The 24,750-nt window shown below is 50.1% G+C and carries 17 protein-coding genes; 12 read left to right on the top strand and 5 right to left on the bottom strand.

Going from position 1 to position 24,750, the window contains the following annotated elements; translation table 11 throughout:
• Positions 1 to 194: 194 nt before the first annotated feature.
• The 7 genes from glyQ to ACO6VE_RS10670 all read left to right on the top strand — a co-directional run bounded on the left by glyQ (position 195) and on the right by ACO6VE_RS10670 (position 11,242).
• Positions 195 to 1,160, top strand: a complete 966-nt coding sequence (gene glyQ / locus ACO6VE_RS10700) for a glycine--tRNA ligase subunit alpha (RefSeq protein ID WP_422444494.1) — start codon at positions 195 to 197, stop codon at positions 1,158 to 1,160.
• Positions 1,160 to 3,271, top strand: a complete 2,112-nt coding sequence (glyS, locus tag ACO6VE_RS10695) for a glycine--tRNA ligase subunit beta (protein WP_422444492.1) — start codon at positions 1,160 to 1,162, stop codon at positions 3,269 to 3,271. The genes glyQ and glyS overlap by 1 nt, the downstream gene beginning before the upstream one ends.
• 256 nt (positions 3,272 to 3,527) lie before the next feature.
• Entirely contained in the window at positions 3,528 to 4,106 is a 579-nt protein-coding gene (gene gmhB / locus ACO6VE_RS10690; RefSeq protein ID WP_269672172.1) for a D-glycero-beta-D-manno-heptose 1,7-bisphosphate 7-phosphatase, read from the top strand.
• Positions 4,106 to 4,876, top strand: a complete 771-nt coding sequence (locus ACO6VE_RS10685; RefSeq protein WP_422444490.1) for a lysophospholipid acyltransferase family protein — start codon at positions 4,106 to 4,108, stop codon at positions 4,874 to 4,876. The genes gmhB and ACO6VE_RS10685 overlap by 1 nt, the downstream gene beginning before the upstream one ends.
• A gap of 352 nt (positions 4,877 to 5,228) precedes the next feature.
• Positions 5,229 to 8,021 carry a tetratricopeptide repeat protein gene (locus ACO6VE_RS10680; protein ID WP_422461250.1) on the top strand — a complete coding sequence of 931 codons (2,793 nt, stop codon included), beginning with the start codon at positions 5,229 to 5,231 and terminating at the stop codon, positions 8,019 to 8,021.
• Between the two features lie 139 nt (positions 8,022 to 8,160).
• Positions 8,161 to 10,482: a tetratricopeptide repeat protein gene (locus ACO6VE_RS10675; protein ID WP_422461248.1), complete on the top strand. Its 2,322-nt coding sequence runs from the start codon at positions 8,161 to 8,163 to the stop codon at positions 10,480 to 10,482.
• Positions 10,483 to 10,570: 88 nt separating this feature from the next.
• On the top strand, positions 10,571 to 11,242 hold the full coding sequence (locus ACO6VE_RS10670) for a hypothetical protein (protein ID WP_422444482.1): 672 nt from the start codon (positions 10,571 to 10,573) through the stop codon (positions 11,240 to 11,242).
• Between the two features lie 77 nt (positions 11,243 to 11,319).
• Here the strand turns inward: ACO6VE_RS10670 and lpcA are convergent, their stop codons facing one another.
• From lpcA to dnaA, 5 genes are all read right to left on the bottom strand, one after another.
• Positions 11,320 to 11,904: a D-sedoheptulose 7-phosphate isomerase gene (gene lpcA / locus ACO6VE_RS10665; RefSeq protein WP_422444480.1), complete on the bottom strand. Its 585-nt coding sequence runs from the start codon at positions 11,902 to 11,904 to the stop codon at positions 11,320 to 11,322.
• 67 nt (positions 11,905 to 11,971) lie between these two features.
• Positions 11,972 to 14,386: a DNA topoisomerase (ATP-hydrolyzing) subunit B gene (gyrB, locus tag ACO6VE_RS10660; protein ID WP_422444478.1), complete on the bottom strand. Its 2,415-nt coding sequence runs from the start codon at positions 14,384 to 14,386 to the stop codon at positions 11,972 to 11,974.
• On the bottom strand, positions 14,379 to 15,530 hold the full coding sequence (recF, locus tag ACO6VE_RS10655; RefSeq protein ID WP_422444740.1) for a DNA replication/repair protein RecF: 1,152 nt from the start codon (positions 15,528 to 15,530) through the stop codon (positions 14,379 to 14,381). The genes gyrB and recF overlap by 8 nt, the downstream gene beginning before the upstream one ends.
• A gap of 98 nt (positions 15,531 to 15,628) precedes the next feature.
• Positions 15,629 to 16,732, bottom strand: coding sequence for a DNA polymerase III subunit beta (gene dnaN, locus ACO6VE_RS10650; RefSeq protein ID WP_422444476.1), 1,104 nt, complete (start codon positions 16,730 to 16,732; stop codon positions 15,629 to 15,631).
• 62 nt (positions 16,733 to 16,794) lie between these two features.
• On the bottom strand, positions 16,795 to 18,429 hold the full coding sequence (gene dnaA, locus ACO6VE_RS10645) for a chromosomal replication initiator protein DnaA (RefSeq protein WP_422461246.1): 1,635 nt from the start codon (positions 18,427 to 18,429) through the stop codon (positions 16,795 to 16,797).
• A gap of 1,154 nt (positions 18,430 to 19,583) precedes the next feature.
• Here dnaA and ACO6VE_RS10640 point away from each other — a divergent pair.
• The 5 genes from ACO6VE_RS10640 (at position 19,584) to yidC (ending at position 24,721) form a co-directional block, all read left to right on the top strand.
• Positions 19,584 to 21,863, top strand: a complete 2,280-nt coding sequence (locus ACO6VE_RS10640) for a hypothetical protein (protein WP_422461244.1) — start codon at positions 19,584 to 19,586, stop codon at positions 21,861 to 21,863.
• Positions 21,864 to 21,975: 112 nt separating this feature from the next.
• The gene (gene rpmH, locus ACO6VE_RS10635; protein WP_081622094.1) at positions 21,976 to 22,110 is read left to right on the top strand and encodes a 50S ribosomal protein L34; all 135 of its coding nucleotides are present in this window, start codon (positions 21,976 to 21,978) and stop codon (positions 22,108 to 22,110) included.
• A gap of 30 nt (positions 22,111 to 22,140) precedes the next feature.
• Positions 22,141 to 22,518, top strand: a complete 378-nt coding sequence (gene rnpA, locus ACO6VE_RS10630) for a ribonuclease P protein component (RefSeq protein WP_101748624.1) — start codon at positions 22,141 to 22,143, stop codon at positions 22,516 to 22,518.
• Between the two features lie 224 nt (positions 22,519 to 22,742).
• The gene (gene yidD, locus ACO6VE_RS10625) at positions 22,743 to 23,081 is read left to right on the top strand and encodes a membrane protein insertion efficiency factor YidD (RefSeq protein WP_347710303.1); all 339 of its coding nucleotides are present in this window, start codon (positions 22,743 to 22,745) and stop codon (positions 23,079 to 23,081) included.
• Complete coding sequence (gene yidC / locus ACO6VE_RS10620; RefSeq protein ID WP_422461242.1) at positions 23,057 to 24,721, top strand: membrane protein insertase YidC; 1,665 nt, start codon at positions 23,057 to 23,059, stop codon at positions 24,719 to 24,721. Before yidD ends, yidC begins: the two co-directional genes overlap by 25 nt.
• Positions 24,722 to 24,750 lie beyond the last annotated feature (29 nt).

Genomic DNA, 24,750 nt, shown 5'->3' with positions numbered 1-24,750 from the left:
CTTATCCACAGCTTAAACTTAATCGCACAAACCGGTATACTCCCTCTCTATTTTTACAGTCGAATCCTGCGAGTGATCACTCATAGGGAAACCTGCGCCAGGTGAATAAACCGGTCATCGATAATTGCTCGCAACACAACGCTCAATGTTCAAAAAACGACCCGTTTACATTTGAGCCTCCAAGAGGTAGAAAAGTGACTTCCCAGAGCACACCAGATATCTATACATTCCAGGGGCTGATCCTCGCCCTGCAACAATTCTGGGCCCAACAGGGCTGCGTTATCATGCAACCACTGGATATGGAAGTGGGTGCGGGTACTTTCCATCCAGCCACTTTTCTGCGAGCCATCGGCCCGGAAAACTGGAACTCGGCTTATGTTCAGCCCAGCCGTCGCCCAACCGATGGCCGTTATGGTGAAAACCCCAACCGCCTGCAACATTATTACCAGTTCCAGGTGGTGATGAAGCCATCCCCCGATAATATTCAGGAGCTGTACCTGGAATCTCTCCGGCAACTGGGCATTGATCCACTGGTTCATGACATTCGTTTTGTCGAAGATAACTGGGAGTCGCCCACACTGGGTGCCTGGGGTCTTGGCTGGGAAGTCTGGATGAACGGTATGGAAGTCACCCAGTTCACCTATTTCCAGCAGGTTGGCGGTATTGAGTGTTACCCGGTTACCGGCGAGATCACCTACGGTCTTGAGCGCCTGGCCATGTATATCCAGAATGTCGATAACGTGTATGACCTGGTCTGGACGGTGGGTCCACAGGGTCCGGTCACTTATGGCGATGTGTTCCATCAGCAGGAAGTTGAAATGTCCACCTTCAACTTTGAGCACGCTGACACGGAAGAGCTGTTCAAACAGTTCGATTTCTTTGAACGCGAATCCCGGAAGCTGGTTGATACCGGCCTGCCTCTGCCAGCTTATGAGTACGTTCTGAAAGCTTCACACACCTTTAACCTGCTGGATGCCCGCCACGCGATTTCGGTGACGGAACGCCAGCGTTTTATCCTGCGCGTCAGAACGCTGGCCAGGGCGGTCGCCAAAGCATACTTCGATAAGCGTCGTGAGCTTGGTTTCCCCCTTGCGAATGACAGCATTCGTGATGAAGTTCTGGCATCTCTTGCCAAAGAAACCGCGCAGGAGGAAAAATAATGAGCACTTCCCTGAATAAAGCACATAAAGAAGACTTCCTGATTGAGCTGGGCACGGAAGAGCTGCCACCAAAGGCATTAAAAAGCCTGTCTGACGCGTTTACCCGGGGCATCCTTTCCGGTCTTGAGCAGGCCCAGATCACATTTACCGATTATGAGTCGTTTGCCGCCCCCCGTCGTCTGGCTCTGCTGATCAAAGGTCTGGATACCGCACAGCCTGATCAACAGCTTGAGCGCAAGGGGCCTGCAGTCAAAGCCGCCTATGATGCCGAAGGCAACCCAAGCAAGGCAGCCCTTGGTTTTGCCCGTTCTAACGGTGTTAATTTTGAAGACCTGGAACAGGAAGAAACACCGAAAGGTGCATGGCTGGTCTACCGTTCGATCAAACCGGGTCAGGCCAGCAAAGATTTGCTGCCGGAAATTATTACCCAGTCTCTGAATAACCTGCCCATTCCCAAACGTATGCGCTGGGGTGCCAGTCGTACCGAGTTTGTCCGTCCCGTTCACTGGCTGCTGATGCTGCTGGGCGATCAGATTATTGACGGTGAAATTCTCGGCCTGAAAGCCGGTAACACAACCCGTGGTCACCGCTTCCACGGGAACCGGGAAATCACCATCAACAACCCGGCTGACTATGCACAGGTTCTCCATGAGCAGGGCAAAGTGATTGCCAACTTTGCAACCCGTCGCGACATTATCCGTGAGCAGGTTGAACAGATGGCTGCCACGATTCATGGTCATTCGGTGATTGATCCGGACCTTCTGGATGAAGTCACCGCGCTCAATGAATGGCCAGTCGCTCTCTGTGGCCGTTTTGATGATGACTTCCTGGCCGTTCCATCGGAAGCACTGATCTCTTCCATGAAAGGCCATCAGAAATATTTCCATGTGGAAAACAGTGCAGGGAAACTCCTGCCGCACTTTATTACCGTGGCCAATATTGACAGTGCCGAACCTCACCTTGTTGTGGCAGGTAATGAGAAAGTCATTCGTCCGCGTCTTGCCGATGCCAAGTTCTTCTACGACACTGACCGTAAACACACACAAGACGATCGTCGTGAAAAACTGAAACCCATTGTCTTCCAGGCACAACTGGGTTCAGTGTTTGCCAAAACAGAACGTATCGCACGACTTGCGTCTTACATTGCGCAAACGGAAGGTGGTGATGCCTGGCTGGCTGAACGTGCCGGTCAACTGTGCAAGTCTGACCTGGTGTCTGAAATGGTGCTGGAGTTTCCCGAGCTGCAGGGCATCATGGGTCAGTACTATGCCGACAACGACGGTGAAAATCCCGAAGTCAGCAAAACGCTGTATGAACAGTACATGCCCCGCTTTGCCGGTGACCAGCTACCTTCAACACTGATTGGCTGTGCCGTTGCCATTGCCGATAAGGTTGACACCATTACCGGTATTTTCGGTATCAATCAGCTGCCAACCGGCAGTAAAGACCCTTTCGCACTGCGTCGTGCCAGCATCGGTGTGCTGCGAATCATTGTTGAGAAGAAACTCAATCTTGATCTGGAAGCATTGATCGATCAGGCAATTCTCGGCTATCAGGAGCAAGGTGTTTCTCTGCCCGCACTGGGTAACCTTAATACGACAGTCGTCAATTACATGCTGGAGCGTTTTGATGCCGCTTACCAGGAAGAAGGCATTGCGGTTGAGGTCATTAACTCCGTCAAGGCATTGCGCCCTACCCGGCCACTGGACTTTGATCGTCGTATAAAAGCCATTACCCGCTTCAATGCCATGGATGAAGCGGATGCCCTGGCTTCTGCCAACAAGCGGGTATCCAATATTCTGGCGAAAGCCGGGGATATCATTATTCCTGACGCACTGGATGAGACACTGCTCAGCGAAGTTTCTGAACGTGAGCTTGCCAACATTGTGTTTGCCAAGAAAGAGGAAATCGCCCCCGCTCTGGCAGAAGGTCGTTACGCGCTGGCCATGGAGAGTCTGGCGGCACTGAAGCAACCGGTTGACCTGTTCTTTGACCAGGTGCTGGTCAATGCTGAAGATGAAGCTATCCGCCTGAACCGCTATGCCCTGCTGAAGCAATTGCGCAGCCTGTTCCTGCAGGTAGCGGATATCTCTTTGTTACAGAAAAGCTAAGCACAACCTGATAAAGTGCGGCACTAGTACATGGTTTCAATGTGAGTGATGGGTGCCTTTATTGACCTCCAAACTCCGCTCGTCTTGAGCGGAGTCGAAAGGCGCAAACTCCATACCCTGAATACTGTGCCAATCACCCATCGTCCGTGCCTCCTGAGCGGAGCCGAAGGACGCTCAGGGTGAGCGGAGATTGTACACATCAAACTCATCGAAATGATGTACTAGCCGCACTTTTTTTATGTGTTTCAGGAGCACTATGACCAGGCTTGTTATTCTGGATCGGGATGGCGTTATCAATGAAGATTCAGACCAGTACATACGGTCTGAACATGAATGGCTTCCTATTCCGGGAAGTATTGAAGCCATTGCCCGTTTGTCATCTGCGGGCTATCGCGTCGTCGTAGCGACCAACCAGTCCGGGTTAGCCCGTGGCTACTTCACTGGCAAAGCGCTCAATGCCATGCACGACAAGCTAATCAGGCTAGTCAAAGAGCAGGGAGGTCATATTGATGGCATCTATTACTGCCCACACGGCCCGGATGACCACTGTCAATGCAGAAAGCCGGCAACAGGGCTTATTGACCAGATTTTTACCGACTACGATGCCAGCCCGGCAGAAACCTGGGTGGTGGGCGATTCACTGCGTGATCTTCAGGCAGGGGTCAGCAGTGGCTGTAAAGTTGCCCTGGTACTGACGGGTAAAGGCGTTAAAACCCACACTAAACTCATCGAACACCCGGAAGCGATTTCTGGTAGCCTATCTGGTAGCAGGGATGTAGCTGTTTATAACAATCTGAACAGCTTTGTAGAAGAACTACTTTCAGAGGGATTTTAATGTCATCAGCTGTCGGTTCTGCAACTACCCGGGCAGTGACCCGGTCAATGGCCACTACCTTTTCTGTTTTAAGGACAACTGTCTTTTATTTGTCGCTGGCAGTCTGGACCGTGTTCTGGGCAATGCTGATGATTCTGTTTATCTACCCTTTCAGGTTTAATCTCCGTCATCGCATTTTTGTCAAAACATGGGCTGTTGTATCAGTATACCTTTGTCGTTTAATTTGCGGAATTCGATGGCGTGTAACCGGAGCAGAGAATATTCCTGATTCTCCCTGTGTCATTATCAGTAACCATCAAAGCACCTGGGAAACGTTTTTCCTGCAAACCTTATTAACTCCCCAGACTCAGGTGATCAAACAGGAGCTACTGAAAATCCCCTTCTTTGGCTGGGCTTTTCAAAAAATCAGGCCCATCGCCATTAATCGTAAGGATGCCCGACAGGCACTTCAGCAGGTCAGAGAGCAGGGCAAAGCGGCACTTGCCCATAACGTCTGGGTCCTTATTTTTCCGGAAGGAACACGCGCATCTCCCGGTGAACCGGGCAAGTTTTCCCGTGGTGGCGCAGGGCTGGCGAAAGCGGCGGCAGTGGATATTCTTCCCATAGCCCATAACGCCGGGGTTTTCTGGCCGAACAGCTCCTGGATAAAACGCCCCGGAACGATTCAGGTAGAGATCGGGCCCGTCATCAAAACAAAATCCCTTTCGGTGGCAGAAGTAAATGATACCACCCGTGACTGGATTACACGTGCGCTGCAAACGATGCAATAACCGACTGCTATTTATCACTCAGTACCTTGGAGCCTGGTTGTAATACCAATCGAACTTTTTAACTCCCGTGATGAGTATGAATATTTGATACGTGCGTTCATTTTGCGATTTCAGAAAAATCCGAAGAAGCTGGTTTTGCCCTGCTATACTCAGCCGGTATCAAGTCTGATGCCATGACAATAATTATAAAATACATGTGCCTGAATTGAGTTTTTCTTTCGCGGTGGCAAACAATGTATGGGACTCACGATCTGTTATTACCACCGAGGATAAATGCTTCACCCCATACTAACGCATCCTGCGTTGCACTGAATGTGCTGAAAGCAGGAAAAAGTGTTCAAAGAATTAATACATGGATAATAATAACGCGCATCTAAAAGTTCATAACCCTTTTTTGGCCCGCCGTCATCAGGCTAATAAATACCACAGAAATAAGACAGCCCCCTATGAGAGGCCAGGCTTTAACAGATCCATAAGATACATACAAAAGCCACAAGGGGCATCCAATGCCACGTCTTATATACCCAGAAGCAAGGGTACCTCAGAAAACAGGAAGGAATTTCAACGTTTTCATCATCGTCCCCCATCCCACTCTCAACCGGGTGCAGGCTATCATCGACAGGGGGAAATTCCCGGTATTAATGAAGGGTTCAGCTCTTTAAGCGCAGGTGATAATGATCATGCCCTCAAATTAGCAGAAGATATATTAAGGAATAATACCAGCTTGAGTCGACGTAACTATCTGCGTGCAAACCTGCTTAAAGCCAGAGCCCTGTTGAATTCAGGGCTGATTAATGATTGCCTGCGATCAATAGAACAGGTAAAACCTCCCCTTAACAAATGGTTACTGATGACAAAAGGCAAAGCACTGCAAGGCAAAAAACTCATGTTTGAAGCGCTGCTTGTTTTTAAGGACATTTATAAAAATCACTCAATTAAGGACAACGATAAAAGAAATAATTATCTTACCCTTGGCATACATTACCAGCGCATGGGAGAGCATCAGGAAGCACTGACAATCTTTATCAAGCTGCGCACTGACCTCTCCGGACATGAAGCCACTCCCTGCAACGACAAGCAAGTAGAACTGGCCCTTGGCTGGCTATACCAGGACATGGGTCTGTATCAGAAGGCGCTGACAATCTTCTGCAAGCTACGTGCCGACCTCTCCGGACATGAAGCCACTCCCTGCAACGACAAAAAAGTAGAACTGGCCCTTGGCCGACTATACCAGAGCATGGGACTACAGCAGAAAGCGCTGACGATCTTTATCAAGCTGCGTACCGACCTCTCCGGGCATGAAGCCACACCTTGCAACGACAAGAAAATCGAACTGACCCTGGGTCGGCAATTCCAGTACATGGGACGATATCAGGAGGCGCTGACGATCTTTATCAAGCTGCGCACTGACCGCTCCGGGAGTGAAGACACACCCTGCAACGACAAAGAAGTTGAACTGGCCCTTGGTCGGCAATTCCAGCTCATGGGACGGTATCAGGAGGCGCTGACGGTCTTTAAGACGCTTCGCACCGATCGTTCCGGACATGAAGACAACCCCTGCCACGACAAGGACGTAGAGTTAGCCCTTGGTCGGCTTTACCAGGACATGGGACTGCATCAGAAGGCACTGGCGATCTTTAAGAAGCTGTACTCCGCCCACGCCGGGCATCCAGGGACTCCCTGCAAAGACAAGGAAGTTGCTCTGGCCCTTGGTCGGCTATACCAGGACATGGGACGGCATCAGGAGGCGCTAATGATGTTTTTGAAGCTGCGTACTGACCGTTCCGGGCATGAAGGCACACCTTGCAACGACAAGGAAGTTGAACTGGCCCTTGCCGTGCAATACGACTGCATGGGATGGTATCAGAAGGCACTGACGATCTTTTACCAGTTGCGCAGCGACCGCTCCGGGCATGAAGACACTCCTTGCAATGACAAGGACATTGAACTGTCCCTTGGTCGGCTATACCAGTACATGGGACGGTATCAGGAGGCACTGACGATCTTTATCAAGCTGCGCACCGACCGCTCCGGACATGAAGGCACGCCTTGCAACGACATGGACATTGAACTGGCCCTTGGTCGGCTATACCACGATATGGGACAGTATCAGAAGGCGCTGAAGACCTTTATCAAACTGCGCATCGCCCGCTCTGGTCATGAAGGCACTCCCTGTAACGACAAGGACATAGAGTTAAGCATTGGCCGACAATACGAGTACATGGGACGGTATCAGGAGGCGCTGACGATCTTTACCACGTTGCGCACCAACTGCGCCGGGCATGAAGACACTCCTTGCAATGACAAGGAAATTGAACTGGCCCTTGGTCGTCTATACCAGCACATGGAGCTGCATCAGAAGGCGCTGGCGATCTTTAACCAACTGCGCACCACCCGCTCCGGGCATGAAGGTACTCCCTGCAACGATAAGGACATAGAGCTAACCCTTGGCCGACAATACCAGTACATGGAACGTCATCAGGAGGCATTGACAGTCTATAAGAATCTGCGCACCGACCTCTCCGGACATGAAAGCACTCCCTGCAATGACAAGGACATTGAACTGGCCCTTGGTCGGCAATACCAGAGCATGGGACGATATCAGGAAGCACTGGCGATCTTTATCAAGCTGCGCAACGACCGCTCGGGGCATGAAGGCACCCCCTGCAACGACAAGGAAATCGAACTGGCCCTTGGCGACATTCATGTCGATTTAATGAACTGGCGTCAGTTTGACCAAATGCAACTTGATAAAAATGGTTTTGTCGGGCCTGAAGTGGACTTGTGTACCAGCATCCGTTACTTCAGAGAGTGCATTTATTCTGGTCAAAGCAAGGAAATTCCAGGGCTTTTGGCTAAAGCCATTGAGCATGGATGTAATGCAATAGAAAAAAGTCAGTATCTCGATGCATCATCTTTTAGTCAGTTAGGGCACTGCCTTCGTATCGCAGCATTATTACCTGTTGAGAAAACACAGGATTTCTTTTCAAAAGATGAATTGAAAAACCTGGTTTCTGAATATTTTACCAAAGCTAACAAACTGCACCCTTACCGACAGGACCGGCTAAAAACTGAAGACTGGAGGAAAATAGAGCGTACTTTTTTAGCAAGGCTTCCTGTCGGACTTAAGACTGTCCGAGAATAACCTGGGTTCCCAAAAAATTCAGCCATAGTATTGGGTGAAAGTCTCATACTGATGCGTAGCTTCAGTGGTAATCAGGCCTAATGATAAAAGAGTCATGGAGACCTGTGAGTCACTCAGTAACTATGGGGGCCATTGCGGCATGAAAGCATCCGAAGTTCGTTACATGGATAATAATGCTTATCCTGACGCTCGTAAGCCTTTTCTGGCTGGTCATCAGGCTAACAAATACCATAGAGATAAGGCAGCTCCTTATAAGAGGCCATGTTTTAATAGATCCGTAAGATACATACAACAGTCACAAGGGGCATCCAATGCAACGCCTGTTTATATACCCAGGAGCCTGGGTACCCCTGAAAACAGGAAGGAATTTCAAGGTTTTCATCATCGCCCCCCACCCCATTCTCAACCGGGTGCAGGCTATCATAGACAGGGTAAAATGCCCTGTATCAATGAAGGGTTCAGCTCTTTAAGAGCAGGTGATAATGATAATGCACTCAAAATAGCAAAAGAGATATTAGAGACTTATTCCAATTTGAGTCGGCTTCTCTATCTACGTGCACACCAACTTAAAGCAAGAGCCCTGTTCAATTCAGGAAGAACTGATGATTGCCTCAAATCAATAGCACAAGTAAAGCCTCCCCTTGACAAAAAGTTACTGATGACAAAGGGCAGGGCACTTCAAGACAAAAACCGCCTGTGTGAAGCACTGCTTATTTTTAAAGAGCTTTATAAAAATCACTCAGGAAAGGACCAGGATAAAAAACTGAATTATCTTGCCCTTGGCCTACTTTACCAGCGCATGGGAGAGTATCAGAAAGCACTGACCATCATTAAGAAGCTGCGCACTGACCTCTTTGGGCATGAAGACACCCCCTGCGACGACAAGGAGATTGAACTGGCCATTGGTCGGCTATACCAGGACATGGGACGGTATCAGGAGGCACTGACCATCTTTAACAAGCTGCGCACTGACCTCTCCGGGCATGAAAACACTCCCTGTAACGACAAGGAAGTTGAACTGGCCCTTGGTCGGCTATACGAGGACATGGGACGGTATCAGGCGGCACTGACCATCTTTAACAAGCTGCGCACTGACCTCTCCGGGTATGAAGACACTCCTTGCAATGACAAGGAAATTGAACTGACCCTTGGTCGGCTACACCAGGACATGGGACTGTATCAGAAGGCACTAACCATCTTTATCAAGCTGCGCACTGACCTCTCCGGCTATGAATGCACTCCTTGCAATGACAAGGAAATTGAACTGGCCCTTGGTCGGCTATACGAGAACATGGGACGGTATCAGGAGGCGCTGACGATCTTTATCAAGCTGCGCACCGACCGCTCCGGGCATGAAGGCACTCCCTGCAATGACAAGGACATAGAGTTAACCCTTGGTCGGCTATACGAGGACATGGGACGGTATCAGGAGGCGCTGACGATCTTTATCAAGCTGCGCACCGACCGCTCCGGGCATGAGGGCACGCCCTGCAACGACAAGGAGATTGAACTGGCCCTTGGCCGACAATACCAGATCATGGGACGGTATCAGGAAGCCCTGACGATCTTTATCAAGCTGCGCACCGACCGCTCTGGGCATGAAGGCACTCCTTGCAATCACAAGGAAATTGAACTGGCCCTTGGCCGACTATACCAGCTCATGGGACGGTATCAGGAAGCCCTGACGATCTTTATCAAGCTGCGCACCGACCGCTCCGGGCATGAAGGCACTCCCTGCAATGTCAAGGAAATTGAACTGGCCCTTGGTCGGCTATACGAGGACATGGGACTCCATCAGGAGGCGCTCACAATCTTTATCAAGCTGCGCACCGATCGCTCCGGGCATGAAGGCACTCCCTGCAATGACAAGGACATTGAACTGGCCCTTGGCCGACTATACCAGGTCATGGAACAGTATCAGGAGGCGCTGACGATCTTTATCAAGCTGCGCAGCGACTGTTCCGGGCATGAAGTCACCCCCTGCAACGACAAGGAAATTGAACTGGCCCTTGGCGACATTCACATCAATTTAATGAACTGGCATCGGTTTGACCAAATGCAACTTGATGACCAGGGTTTTGCCGGGCCTGAAGTGGACTTGTGTATCAGCATCCGTTACTTCACAGAGTGCATTTATTCTGGTCAAAGCAAGGAAATTCCAGGGCTTTTGGCTAAAGCCATTGAGCATGGATGTAATGCAATAGAAAAAAGTCAGTATCTCGATGCATCATCTTTTAGTCAGTTAGGGCACTGCCTTCGTATCGCAGCATTATTACCTGTTGAGAAAACACAGGATTTCTTTTCAAAAGATGAATTGAAAAACCTGGTTTATGAATATTTTACCGAAGCTAACAAACTGCACCCTTACCGACAGGACCGGCTAAAAACTGAAGACTGGAGGAAAATAGAGCGTACTTTTTTAGCAAGGCTTCCTGTCGGACTTAAGACTGTCCGAGAATAACCTGGGTTCCCAAAAAATTCAGCCATAGGGAACCAGAGCCAAATAAAGATGTCCTAAGGTTTTCAAAGCAGTAAAAACAAGAGATGTTATGAACGTCACTAACGGTGTTTCATGCTCTATATGTCATGACGCAGAAAACTGTGAAATCATCCAACTGAACTGCGGGCATACGTTTGGCCGATCATGTATGCGACTATGGTTATATACTTCTGACCAAAGGCACTGTCTGCTGTGTGAACAACCATTAACTGATTATGATTTGCAGCGGATAAATTATATTCCGTTGTCTGAACGTGTGGTTGCTGTTTCGACCGCAGCCACTAGCATTTTTAAACAACATTGCCCACAAGCTATTATGCGTGGCTTACATATACTCACGTCTGCAACACGTGTGGCTTGTGCCGGGCTTCTTATAGGTTATATTTCCACTGCTGATAAAGATCGCCAGGCTGAGCTCTTAGACGCTTTGCCGAATGCCATTGGTCATACTTTGGCTACTTATGTGACTGTCTGCACTATCCTGGCTCTCGGTTCTGCTGTTGGTTCTTTCGGATCTGCGGGGGGAGTTTCTAAAGTTTTCGGAACTGCTGTCGGGATGACTTCCGGAGCTTTAACATCGGCTTGTGCCTGTGACATATATAGCGATACCAATGGCATCCGGTTCCCCACCACACTTCGCAACGCCATTATAGCTTTAGGGGGGCTCATTGCAGGTACCAGTGCTTTTACCGCCTATGGTATAAAACCGATCAACCGATAAACAGGCCTGACCACAAGGCAAACCACTACCTTCCCGCAGCTACCAGTCCCCCCAAAACTGGTATGACAGTGATTTTTTTATTCCATATATTTTTCAACAAGCTGAATCATAATATGGATTGCCTTGATATGGACCTCCTGAATCCGATCCGCATAACCAAAGTGAGGCACACGAATTTCAACATCCGCCATCCCCGCCATCTGGCCGCCATCTTTGCCTGACAGCAGAATAACCTTCATCCCTTTTGCCCTGGCCGCTGCTACCGCCTTGATAATATTCCCGGAATTACCACTGGTGCTGATGCCAAGCAGTACGTCCCCTTCCCTGCCTACCGCTTCAACGTAACGTGAGAAGACATACTCATAACCAAAGTCGTTGGATACACAGGAGATATGACTGGGATCGGAAATGGCAATAGCCGCATAGCCAGGGCGATTATCGCGGAAACGTCCGGTCAACTCCTCAGCAAAGTGCATGGCGTCACAGTGGGAACCGCCATTGCCACAGGACAGTACCTTGCCACCAGCTTTAAAGCTCTCAGACAATAACCGGGCAGCAAGATCAATGGATTCAAGATTGGCGTCATCATCCAGGAATCGGCTCAGTACAACCCTCGCCTCTTCCAACTCCTGTCGAATCATTGCTTTACATTCTGGAGACATTAGCAGAGCACCTGAGAATCAAAAAAGTAAAAAAAGTGCCGGTTAAAACCGGCACGACTGAACTGGATTAAATATCGAGATTGGCAACATTCAATGCATTGCTTTCGATAAACTCTCTGCGGGGTTCGACATGATCCCCCATCAGCGTATTGAAGATCTGGTCTGCGGCAATCGCGTCTTCAATGGTGACCTTCAGCATTCTGCGGACATCCGGATCCATGGTGGTCTCCCACAGCTGATCCGGGTTCATCTCACCCAGTCCCTTATAACGCTGGATGTAATGGCGTTTGGTGGATTCACTCATCAGCCACTCAAGGGCTTCCTCAAAGGAAGCGACATCCCTCTTTCGCTCCCCTTTCTGGACAAAGGCACCCTCCTCGATCAATCCCTGCAATTTATGACCGAGGGAAACGATCTTGCCATAGTTGGCAGATGAGAAGAAATCCGCATTCCAGCGATAGTGGCTATCGACACCGTGGGCAATAATCGTCACCTTGGGCAACCAGACATTGAGCTCCCGATCTTCCTCTACCGAGAAGGTCATGGTACTGCCGGCGTCTTTCAGGTTCTCAATTCTCTCGCTCAGTTGGGCAACCCAGGACTCCATTATGCTCTTATCAGCCAGGCTCTCCGCCGTCACTTCGGGCATGTAAATCATTTCACGGAGCACCGAGACGGGGTAAATACGGGACAGCTTATCGGCCACTTTATGGACATCTCTGAACTCTTTCACCAGTTCTTCAAGGGGCTGATCGCTGATCCCGGGAGCATTTTCGTTAACATGCAGGCTGGCATTTTCCAGTGCTGACTGGGTCAGGTAACCATCCAGCGCACCATCATCTTTCAGGTACTGCTCCTGCTTGCCACGCTTAACCTTATAAAGTGGCGGCTGAGCAATATAGATGTAGCCATTTTCAATCAGCTCAGGCATCTGCCGGAAGAAGAAGGTCAATAGCAGTGTACGGATGTGCGATCCATCCACATCCGCATCGGTCATGATAATGATGTTATGGTAGCGGAGCTTGTCAATATTGAACTCCGTACGACCAATACCACACCCCAGGGCTGTAATCAGGGTTCCGACTTCCTGGGAGGAGAGCATCTTGTCAAAGCGGGCTTTCTCAACGTTCAGGATTTTACCCTTGAGAGGCAGGATCGCCTGAGTCTTCCGGTTGCGGCCCTGCTTGGCGGATCCGCCCGCCGAGTCACCCTCTACTATATAGAGTTCAGAAAGTGCCGGGTCTTTCTCCTGGCAGTCCGCCAGTTTGCCTGGCAAGCCGGCAATGTCCAGGGCACCTTTACGGCGGGTCATTTCACGGGCCTTACGGGCGGCTTCACGGGCCCTGGCAGCGTCCAGCATCTTACCGACAACCGCTTTGGCTTCCTGGGGGTTTTCTACCAGGTAGTCCGCCAGGTATTTGCCCATTTCTTGCTCTACTGCGGTTTTTACCTCGGAGGACACCAGCTTGTCTTTGGTCTGGGAGGAGAATTTAGGGTCCGGCACTTTGACAGAGATGATTGCCGTCAAACCTTCACGGGCATCATCACCAGACGTAGCCACCTTGGCCGTCTTCTGGAAACCTTCCCGTTCGATATAGCCATTCAGGCTTCGGGTCAGCGCCGCACGGAAGCCCGCCAGGTGCGTTCCACCATCGCGCTGAGGGATATTGTTGGTAAAGCAGAATACCCCTTCCTGGAAGCTGTCATTCCACTGCATGGCCACTTCTACACCAATACCGTCATCCCGGGTGATTTCAAAGTGGAAGACTTTATTGATGGTGCTTTTATTCTGGTTCAGGTGCTCAACAAAGGCCTTCAGACCACCATCGTATTTGAAGTCATCAACCTTGCCGGTGCGCTCATCCGTCAGCTGGATATAGACACCCGAATTCAGGAACGAGAGTTCACGCAGGCGCTTGGCCAGAATGTCGTAACTGAACTGAATATTTGAGAAGGTCTCCGGGGAAGGAATAAAGTGCAGTTCCGTACCGGTGACATCCGTTTCACCAATAATCGTTAATGGCTCTTCCGGAACCCCTTGATGGTACACCTGCTGATGAACCTTGCCATGTCGGCGGATGGTCAGTTTCAGCTGACTGGACAAGGCATTAACCACTGACACACCCACACCGTGCAAACCGCCGGATACCTTATAGGTGTTGTCATCAAATTTACCACCGGCATGAAGCACCGTCATGATTACTTCAGCGGCAGAAACGCCCTCTTCCTCATGAATATCCACAGGGATACCACGGCCATTATCCTTAACCGTGATGGACTCATCCGGGTGGATAATGACCGAAATCTTGTCACAGTGCCCCGCCAGCGCCTCATCGATGGAGTTATCAACCACCTCAAACACCATATGGTGCAGACCGGTACCATCATCGGTATCACCAATGTACATCCCCGGGCGCTTGCGGACAGCATCCAGGCCCTTGAGGACCTTAATATTGGATGCGTCGTAGTTTTGTTCACTCATGCTCTATCTCCAAAGACTCAGCCCGGCGAATACTTTGCTGACCAGGGTTCTCATGTGATGTAACAGTAACCTGCCCATGTTTCACGTGAAACATTTTCAATTCCGTTTCAGGCAACCAGCAATGTTCCAGTGCCTCCTTCTCAACACAGGTGATGAAGGTCTGGCAGTCCATTTTTTGAAACAATCGACAAAGCTTTTGTCGATTAGGGGTATCCAGTTCTGATGGCAGGTCATCGACCAGGAAGATGCACTGTTTGTCTTGCAGCGCTTTGTATAGAAAGCCCTGAGCGAGTTTCAGTGCACAGACCACCAGTTTTAATTGACCTCGTGAGAGGATATCAACCGCACTGCCTTTGCCAATCCGAATCCTTAAATCTGCCCGTTGCGGCCCGGCATGGGTATAGCCCGATTGGACATCCCGTGCCAGTCCGCTACTGAGTACTTCATGCAGCTCTCTCTCCCTATCCCAGCCTCGGTAATATTGGATAGAAAGATTATCCAGATCGGCCAATTCCGAAAGCACCTCATTGAAGACGGGCGTCAGTCTCTGGATATAATCGCCGCGTAACACGTCGATGGCATTGGCTGCTTTGGCAAACTCTATGTTCCACGAACTCAATTCAGAACCGTTTATTCTACCATGACGGAGCAGACTGTTCCGCTGTTTCAGCGCCTTCTGCATGCGTTTCCATAGCGGGAAAAAGTCATGATGTTTCACGTGAAACACGCCCCAATCGATAAAATTCCTTCTCAGCTTTGGGGAGCCTTCAAGCAAACGGAAGGTGTCCGGATTAATCACCTGTAAGGGCAGTAACCTGGCCAGCTCAGAGGTGGACTTCAGGTTCTCTCCGGACACCCGTATCTGCAGTGTTTCATCCCGAAGGTTTCTGGAAACACCAATCGGTATGGATCCCGATGGCACACCGATTCGACCAAACACCGTGCAGACCTCGGCATCACGATTGATCACCGGTTTAATTCGGGAGGTCCGAAATGATCGGGCGACCCCGAGAAGATGTATGGCCTCAAGCACGCTGGTTTTACCACTGCCATTGAGCCCGTAGAGCACGTTTACAGAAGGGGAAGGGGTAAGCGAAACAGAGGAGAGGTTTCTGATATCGGTTATGGAGAGCTGTTGAATCATATTCTGTTTATTTCCGAACCTGAGTAGCCCGGAAGCCGGATCAGGGCGAGTGTCTGATGCCACAACATCAGACACTGACTACTTCTGCCGACAGGCTGTTACAGCCTCATAGGCATAACAACATAGGTGGAGTCACCAGACTCAGACTCCTCAAGCAGCGCACTGCTGTTCGGGTCGGAGAGGGTCATCTTGATGGCCTCACCAGAAAGCACAGAAAGCACATCCAACAGGTAGCTGACGTTAAACCCGATCTCCATGGAGTCACCATGATAAGCCAGGCTCAACTCTTCTTCGGCTTCCTCCTGCTCCGGGTTGTTAGCCATTACCTTAAGCTGACCATCGGAAAGAATCAGGCGGATACCCCGGTATTTCTCATTGGACAGAATAGACGCACGCTGGAATGCCTGACGCAGTTCCTGGCGATCACCAATAATGATTTTATTGCCGCCTTTGGGAATTACCCGCTCATAGTCAGGGAACTTACCGTCCACCAGTTTGGAGGTGAACATAAAGTCGCCGGTTTTGGCTCTGATATGATTCGCACCCAGGGTAATATGAACACTCTCTTCCCCTTCGGTGAGCAGACGCGCCATCTCAAGAATACCTTTACGGGGCACGATGACCTGATGCTTGTCCTGCTGGTTGATATCGGCATCCACGCTGCACATGGCCAGGCGATGACCATCGGTAGCCACCGCACGGAGACAGTTCTGGCTGACTTCCAGCAGCATGCCGTTCAGGTAGTAACGAACATCCTGCTGGGCCATGGCAAAGCCGGTGCGGTCAATCAGTCGGCGAAGACGCGACTGACCAATGGTAAAGGATACCGATCCGGCCTCCTCTTCAATACTGGGAAACTCATTGGCCGGTAAAGTGGAGAGGGTAAACCGGGACCGGCCAGCCTTTACCTTGACCTTCAGATCATCCTGATGCACTTCAATCAGGGTGTTTTCAGGCAGGGACTTACAGATATCCATCAGTTTTCTGGCCGGTACCGTAATCTCTCCGGCCTCCGCAACATCTTCCAGGGCGACACGGCCAACCAGTTCGACTTCCAGGTCAGTACCGGTTAACGAGAGCTGGTTTCCATCGACTACCATCAACACATTGGACAATACCGGCAGCGTCTGTCTGCGCTCAACCACACCGGCAACCAGCTGAAGTGGCTTAAGCAATGCTTCCCGATTAATGGTAAATTTCATCGCTTTCCTTTCTCTTGATATAAAAAGGTATTCACCTTTTTATGAGGTTGAATAAGGTGGAATTAACTTGTCAGTGAGCGCAACAGGTTTTTGTAATCGCTTTTGATCTCGTTATCCACTTCGACCAGTTCTTTTACTTTACGGCAAGCGTGAAGAACGGTGGTATGATCACGTCCGCCATAGGCATCACCAATCTCGGGTAAACTATGACTGGTCAACTCTTTGGAGAGTGCCATGGCGATTTGCCTTGGCCTTGCCACAGAACGACTGCGACGCTTGGAAAGAATATCCGCCACTTTGATCTTGTAGTACTCAGCAACCGTCCTCTGGATATTATCTATACTGACCTGTTTGTCCTGTAAAGCCAACAGGTCTTTCAGGGACTCGCGGATCAGATCAATATCAATACGGCGTCCCATAAAGTGCGCACTGGCGATCACCCGCTTCAGGGCACCTTCGAGTTCACGCACATTGGAACGGATTCTCTGGGCAATAAAGAAGGCGGCTTCATGGGGCAGTTCCACTTTCTGCTGTTCTGCCTTTTTCATCAAAATGGCAACGCGGGTTTCCAGCTCGGGCGGCTCTACGGCTACCGTTAATCCCCAGCCAAATCGGGACTTCAGCCGTTCTTCAACACCGCTGATCTCCTTTGGGTAACGATCACAGGTCAGAATCATCTGCTGACCACCTTCCAGCAACGCATTGAAGGTGTGGAAAAACTCTTCCTGTGAACGCTCTTTACCGGCAAAGAACTGGATATCATCAATCAGCAGCGCATCAACAGAACGATAGTACTTTTTAAAATCATTAATGGCATTCAGCTGCAGTGCTTTCACCATATCCGCAACAAAGCGCTCGGAGTGTAAATAAACAACTCTGGCATTACGGTTCTGCTTCACCAGGAAGTTACCCACCGCATGCATCAAGTGAGTTTTACCCAGACCAACACCTCCGTACAAGAAAAGCGGGTTGTAGGAAGCACCGGGGTTTTCTGCCACCTGTCGAGCGGCCGCCAGGGCCAGCTGGTTTGATTTACCCTCAACAAAGGTTTCAAAAGTGAAACCAGTGTTCAGCGAACTGTGATGCTTGATAGACCCTTCAACTTCAACCTGCCGCACCGGGACAGGCTCTTCAGGCGTAGCACTCACCGACTCTTTCAGCGGGTTTACCTTGATCTGGGCGGGCTCTTCTGTCTGCCTGCTGTCATCTTCCTGAAAACCGGGGTCTGATACCAGATCTGGCTCCGGGGTATTGTCCTGCGCGACCGTTAAAGCCGACACCAGCTCATGGGTGACCACAGAACGCTCAATAGCGGCATGTTTCAGCGGGTTCTCAATGGGTTTCTCAGAAACGGTCACCGTTGCCGCAGGCTGAATCTCTCTGGGTGGCACTTCCCTGAGCTGAGGCTCTCTTGGCCGTGCAGATCGCTTGCTCAGTGAGGGGGGCCGACGATTGGACACCGCCAACGCGACGGCTGGAGAGTCCCCATCGGACAGTTCATCCAGAATCTCTTCGATTCTTGGCAAAAACTTCTCTTTCACCCAGTCGGCAACAAACCGGTTGGGAGCCAGTAAACACAAATCGTGTTCGTCCCCCATCACTTTCAAAGGGCGAATCCAGGTATTGAATTGCTGAGAAGACAGCTCATCCTGCAGGATATCGATACATTTTTGCCACAGCTCAAGGGGCACAGGCACTCTCCTACTCTCCTACTCTCCCGCTCTCCCACCCATCTCCGGATATAGATAAGGATCAGAATCAGGATCAGGATCAGGATTTAATACGGGTATCACTGAAGCCGGTCAGACAGCCTGCTGAAGACCTTCAGGTATGAAATAACGATTGGATAGACAAAAGGGAATTGTATCCTTTCTGGCAAAAGTTATCCACACCTGCAAAACAGGACAACAGATCATCCGCCAGGAATAATATCCTTATAATTCAATAAGTTGAAAATAAAACAGCCATAATGCGGAGGAAAATATTGCTTGCTACTCCCTGTGGGTAGGTCCGTTTATGAATGGCAATAAACCTTATGATTTTCCTGTGGGTAAATTGAATAACAAGCGAGCTGTGGATAACAGTCATAATTATCCACAAGCCATCAAGACCAAAACAACAACATACCTCCGGGATTTCTACAAAAAAGCACACATCCTCAAAGGCAGACGATAACTGGCATAAACGGAGTTATCCACAGAAAAAACCTCCCTAAATAATTACATTAAAATCAAAAACACATCACATAAGAGATAACTTATCTATTTATATATCTGTGAATCGCTGCCTGGTGATTAACATTATTTGATCTTTTGTACTAACTTGAACAGGGTGTTCCAAAGCCATACCAACAAAATAAAATTCATTCATTATGTTAGATCCGCTATCAAGGCTAACGGCTGTGCTGGATGCACAAATGCCCATGGCTAACAATGAGGTCACAGGGCACTTGGCTAGCCAGGGTGCTTTCGGGCGATGTGTGAAGGATGCCAGTCAAACAGAAAAGAAACTGCCCGAGCAGTCCGTGGCCAATATAAACTCGACTGCCCGGGAAGGTAGAAATGGATTCAGGCAGATCTCAAAGGGAACCGTTTTTCAGCTGAACCGGTACAAGATAAATCCTTTGTTAGAAATGGAATTTATGCCGACATACGGGGGATTTAAGGCAATCGGGTACTATTGTTGCCTGGATAGGAATCAATTGCAGAGTAAAATCAGTCTGTTCCGTAAAATGATTCCAAAGTTGACCCTGGAAATCGGTCAAATTGCCAGGAACAAAAACTTGTCAATGTTGTCTGAGAGGATTCAGCGTTTGTGTTTTAACTGCATATTCGTGCAGGATGCGTTGAGTTTGGATCCATCGATGAGGAACAACTGCAAGCTCCACAGATTGGAACAGCAGATGTGCCATTATGACGATCAGCTTGTGGAGTGTTTGCTCAGTTACCAGCCAGATACTCCTGATGAACAGCAAGAGCTGTTTATTATGTGTATCTGGTATCTGAGCCTGCTGGTAATTTCTGATAGAGGTCGAAGTGCTAACACTCTGGTTATCAACCGCAAGGTGGTCGCTCTTTTGGACGATGGCCTAATTCGGGAGATTGATAAAGAGAGAGCCCGGCTGCGTATGTCCTGCCTCTATTCGGCCGATGATCCCACCATGGACGATCAGAGATTGTCGAAGATTCTGTTTGGCCAAATCATGACTTCGTTGGGGAACATCCGCTGTTACAGTCTTGATATTGCCAAATGTGAAAAGCTGTATGACATTGTTGAACAACTGGTTACCTCAGACCCGATATTCCGCCTGGAACAGGATGCTGAGGATTTGCCCACTCAATGGCAGCAGATAAAAGCGCATTTGCTTGAATTAACCACCACCACGATCCAGAACGTCAAGGGCATAAGAAAGGATTTTATGGGCGTTGGCGAATTCGATGAGACCTGTACGCTCGAGTATGCGTTCTACTGTCTTGGTTTTTGGCAAAGCGGATTCTGCTCGCCGGACATTGGCCTGATCGCTTTGCAGACTCTGTACCAGAACCGCTCGCTGCCATCCGTCAAAGAACTATTGGTAAATTCGCAGAAAGCGGCCTGTAACGATGGCCAGGATAATCCGGCGCTGTATGCCCTTATGGAGTTTCTGATCAATTATGCCTGTGAGGATAGTGTTGCCAGAGTCGAGAATGATGACCTGAGATATTACCTGAAAAGCCTGATCTTTTATCTGGATGGACAGCTCGACAAGGCCATTGCTCAGGCCCGGTTATCCCGTTTGCCAGAGGCTTTCTGGCTGCTTGGCTCACTCCAGATGAGTAAAGAAAATGCGAATACTGAAGAAGCCATTGCCAGTATTGAATCAGCCATTATGCGTGGTGTGGAAGCGGGCAAGCTGAAGCTGGCTCTGCTGTTGTTAAAATCCAGGGAACCGGACCTGTTGAAAATTTCCGGTTTACTCAATGATGTGCTGGAACACTATGGCAGTTTAGGTGCAGTCAAGCTGCAGAGTGAGCTGGCCGAGGTCCGCGACAGCCTGGAGTTAAGTGCTGAAGCCAGTTCAGTGGTGAATTCCCCTGCATTGAACGATGACTGGCTGCTGAGTGATGACATGCCAAAACGGTCATCGGCTGTAGCCCCCAGAAATAAAAACAAAGGCAAGCGGTCCAAACATAAAAGAGCGGGCTCCAGGGGCGGCAAAGAGCGTTCAGCAGCCGACAGCCACAAAACAGGCAGGGCAAATAAAGCAGCTGGTGCTGAAAACCGGCCGGCAGTGGATATTGCCCAGGCCGTTGTTCCGCAACGTCAAACCCAATGGCTTACCCAATACGATATGGCGATCCTGAGTCTGTCGGTTACCCATGCCATATCCTGCCGGGGGTACGACCAGGCCTATGAGTTGCTCCTGGCAGCCAATGAAAAGGTCAACTGGGATTTTCAGCAAGCCACCATCGCCCGGCTGGATTTGTGGCGCCTGCGGGAGCTGGCCAATAACCGCCAGTATTTGCAGTTGTTAAGTCAATCAGTGCAGGCAGGGGAGCAGATCATTGAATTCTCGGTAATCCCCCAGCAAAGCCCCCTGCTTGGCCAGTTCGGGCTGGCCCGGAGTGAGTGCATTCCCCTGACCGCCGACATCAGAGTAGCCCGTGATGCACTGCGTCATCTGGTGATCGATAAATCCTTAAACTGGCTCTGTTTTCTCCATGCAGAACCGTTGGCTCTGGAGAATCACAAACGGCGATGGCAAGATCATCCGCTGGAGACGGCCAAACAGCAGTTAACAGATTTTGAGCACAGTCTGTCCATGGCATTTACCACCGCTTCCTATCTGTCGATGCTTGGGCATCTCTACGGAGATATTGCCCGGGACCGGGACCCTGCTGATGGTACCGAAGAGATCCGGCGGATCAGGGCATTGTCGGCCGCGTTTTACGAGGCTGCCAACAAGTTCAATGAATGGCGCAACCGCCTGAAAAATGATGGTGTATTAAACAGCCGGATCGCTAAGGCCACCCCTTTGGGCAACCTGCAGAAAATTCGTGCAATGCAGGGCAGAACCTGCCGGGAAAAAATTGAAAACCAGCTTTACGGCGATGATCATCAACCCGGGACGGAAAGAGCGAAGGAAGTGTAGGGAGAAACAACGGGTAGTAATGCGGTGCTTCTTGACAAATGCAAATTGACGCTAACCCTGCAATTACTTAGAATGCCCGTCTTTTGTAAGTCCATTAAGACGAGTAACCACGATGAAAAGAACTTTCCAGCCAAGCAACCTGAAGCGCAAGCGTAACCACGGCTTCCGTGCGCGCATGGCTACCAAGAACGGCCGTGCGGTAATCAACCGTCGTCGAGCTAAGGGACGCAAGCGTCTGTCAGCCTGATCAACCGCCTGTGGCTAAGAGAGCATCAGTGTGAGCTTATCTTTTAGCCGTGCATCACGGCTACGCTCCTCGGCTGATTTCAAACAGGTATTTGATACAACGGATATCAAGGTATCCAGCAGACAGCTTCTGATACTGGCAAAAGCCAATGAGCTTGGCCGGGCAAGACTGGGACTGGTGGTTGCCAAAAAAAATATTCGTACTGCCGTTGGCCGAAACCGGGCCAAACGTCATATCCGGGAAACCTTTCGTCTGCAACAGGATGAAGTTGGTAACCTGGATATTGTCGTTCTGGTCCGGAAAGGTTTCAGTGATCTGAATGACAGTGACCTGAACCTGCTACTCAACCAGCAGTGGCAAAGGTTGAAACGAAGGCTGCACGAATGGGAAGCGTCGGCATCACGTTGATATCCAACCTGAAGAAAATGCCAGAGTTAACAGGAAGCCCCGGGGTTTTTCCTGTTCGGCTCGACCAGGCTCAGAAAGCTTTCTTATAAAACAGCCGCAGTTGAGTGTCGACTGTCTGAGGCTGTTGCCCGCACAGGGCATGTTAATAAGCAATAAGGCTTTGATCTGGCTAAAGGCTTGCTATAGAGCCAAGGGTTTTCTATAGGACTAAGGGCGCCGACAAAATGAAGGCATTTATGGGCAGATTAGCAACTATCCCCCGATCATTGCTGACCGGACTGATCAGGATATACCGCTATGCGCTAAGTCCTCTGATGCCCAGCCGGTGCCGCTTTTACCCCTCTTGCTCTGCCTACGGCCTGGAAGCCTTAAATCGTCATGGTTTTCTGACTGGTAGCAAGCTTATCTTGCTCCGACTACTGAGGTGCCACCCCTGGCATCCAGGAGGATTTGACCCGGTACCGGAAAAAGATTCTGGTGATCATCGGACACAATCAGACAATCATATTCATTCACCTGAATGTGTGGCCCGGAACTCATGGATTTCCAAAGAACACTCCTGATCGGCGCTATTGCTGTAGTTGGTGTTTTAACACTGCAGCAATGGAATGAAGACTATCCCGGTACGCCGAAGTCGGCATCCGTCGCTCACTCCGTATCCAGCAGTCAAGCTGGTTCCGATCTGCCGTCGCTGACTGATGGCAACGCTATTCCCGCCACCGACGACGGTGCGGTAAAACCTTCTGCCCAGCTTATCAGCGTCAAGACCAATACCATTGATGCGCTGATTGACCCTGCCGGTGGCGATATCATCAGCCTGACCCTGCCGCAATACCCGGCATGGTTGCCGGAAGAAGGAGAGCCAACGGTGCCTTTCCAGCTTCTGGTGAACAGCCCGGACTGTCAGGGAGAAACCACCTGTGTCTTCACTGCACAGAGTGCGCTGGCAAAAACCGATGGCCCGGACGCGAACAACCTTCGCGGGGTTTACCAGGTAAAGCAGGCCAATTACACGCTTGGTGATGGTGAGAACACGTTGACCGTTGATCTCCATAAAACCATGGATGGCGTCGACATTACCAAAACCTTCACCTTCTATCGTGACCGCTACGATGTTGCTGTTCATTACCAGGTGATCAATAACAGCAATAAGGTGTGGCGTGATCAGTTTTATGCCCAGCTGAAGCGGGATAATTCAGAAGATCCAAGTCAGCTTAACTCCAAAGCGCCAATGAATACTTACCTGGGCGCAGCGGTTCGTTCGAATGATGAGCCGTACACCAAGCTGCCGTTTGATGATTTTTCTGATAAGGCATTCGCTGAGCGGGTTCAGGGTGGTTATGCCGCCATGCTCCAGCACTACTTTGTCAGTGCCTGGATTCCTGACCAGCAAAAAGCCCATCAGTATTACACCAAGCAGAACAAAGATGGCTACAACTTCGTCGGCTTCTATGACGATGCCATGGTGGCCCAGCCTGGTGAAACCATTGAGACCGGTGCCACTTTGTATGTTGGTCCAAAGAACCAGGAAAACCTGAAGTCTCTGTCCGAGGGTCTTGAGCTGACCGTTGACTACGGCATGCTCTGGTTTCTGGCGCAGCCACTGTTTACCATCCTGAAGTGGATTCACTCGCTGGTTGGTAACTGGGGCTGGTCCATCATTCTGCTGACGGTACTGGTCAAGGCGGTATTCTATCCATTGAATGCCACCAGCTTCCGGTCCATGGCGAAAATGCGCAAACTGGGGCCCAAGCTTCAGGAGATGAAAGAGACGTATGGCGATGATCGCCAGAAAATGTCTCAGGCCATGATGGAGCTGTACAAGAAGGAGAAGGTCAACCCGATGGGGGGCTGTCTGCCGATTCTGGTCCAGATGCCGGTGTTCATTGCCCTGTACTGGACTCTGCTGGAGTCGGTGGAGTTGCGTCAGGCCCCGTGGCTGGGCTGGATTTACGATCTGTCCCAGATGGATCCGTACTTTATCCTGCCACTGATCATGGGGGCTTCGATGTTCATTCAGCAGATGCTGAACCCGACACCGCCAGATCCTGTGCAGGCTAAAGTGATGAAGATGATGCCGGTGATCTTCACCTTCTTCTTCCTGTTCTTCCCGGCGGGCCTGGTTCTGTACTGGGTGACCAACAACGTGCTGTCGATTATCCAGCAGTACATCATTACCCGCAAAATCGAACAAGAAGACTAAGCCTTTTGCGAAGCAGCTTTCCCGGTTAA

Source organism: Endozoicomonas sp. ALB115 (assembly GCF_049310245.1).
GTDB lineage: Bacteria > Pseudomonadota > Gammaproteobacteria > Pseudomonadales > Endozoicomonadaceae > Endozoicomonas.
This window is presented reverse-complemented; position numbering and strand designations above follow the sequence as displayed.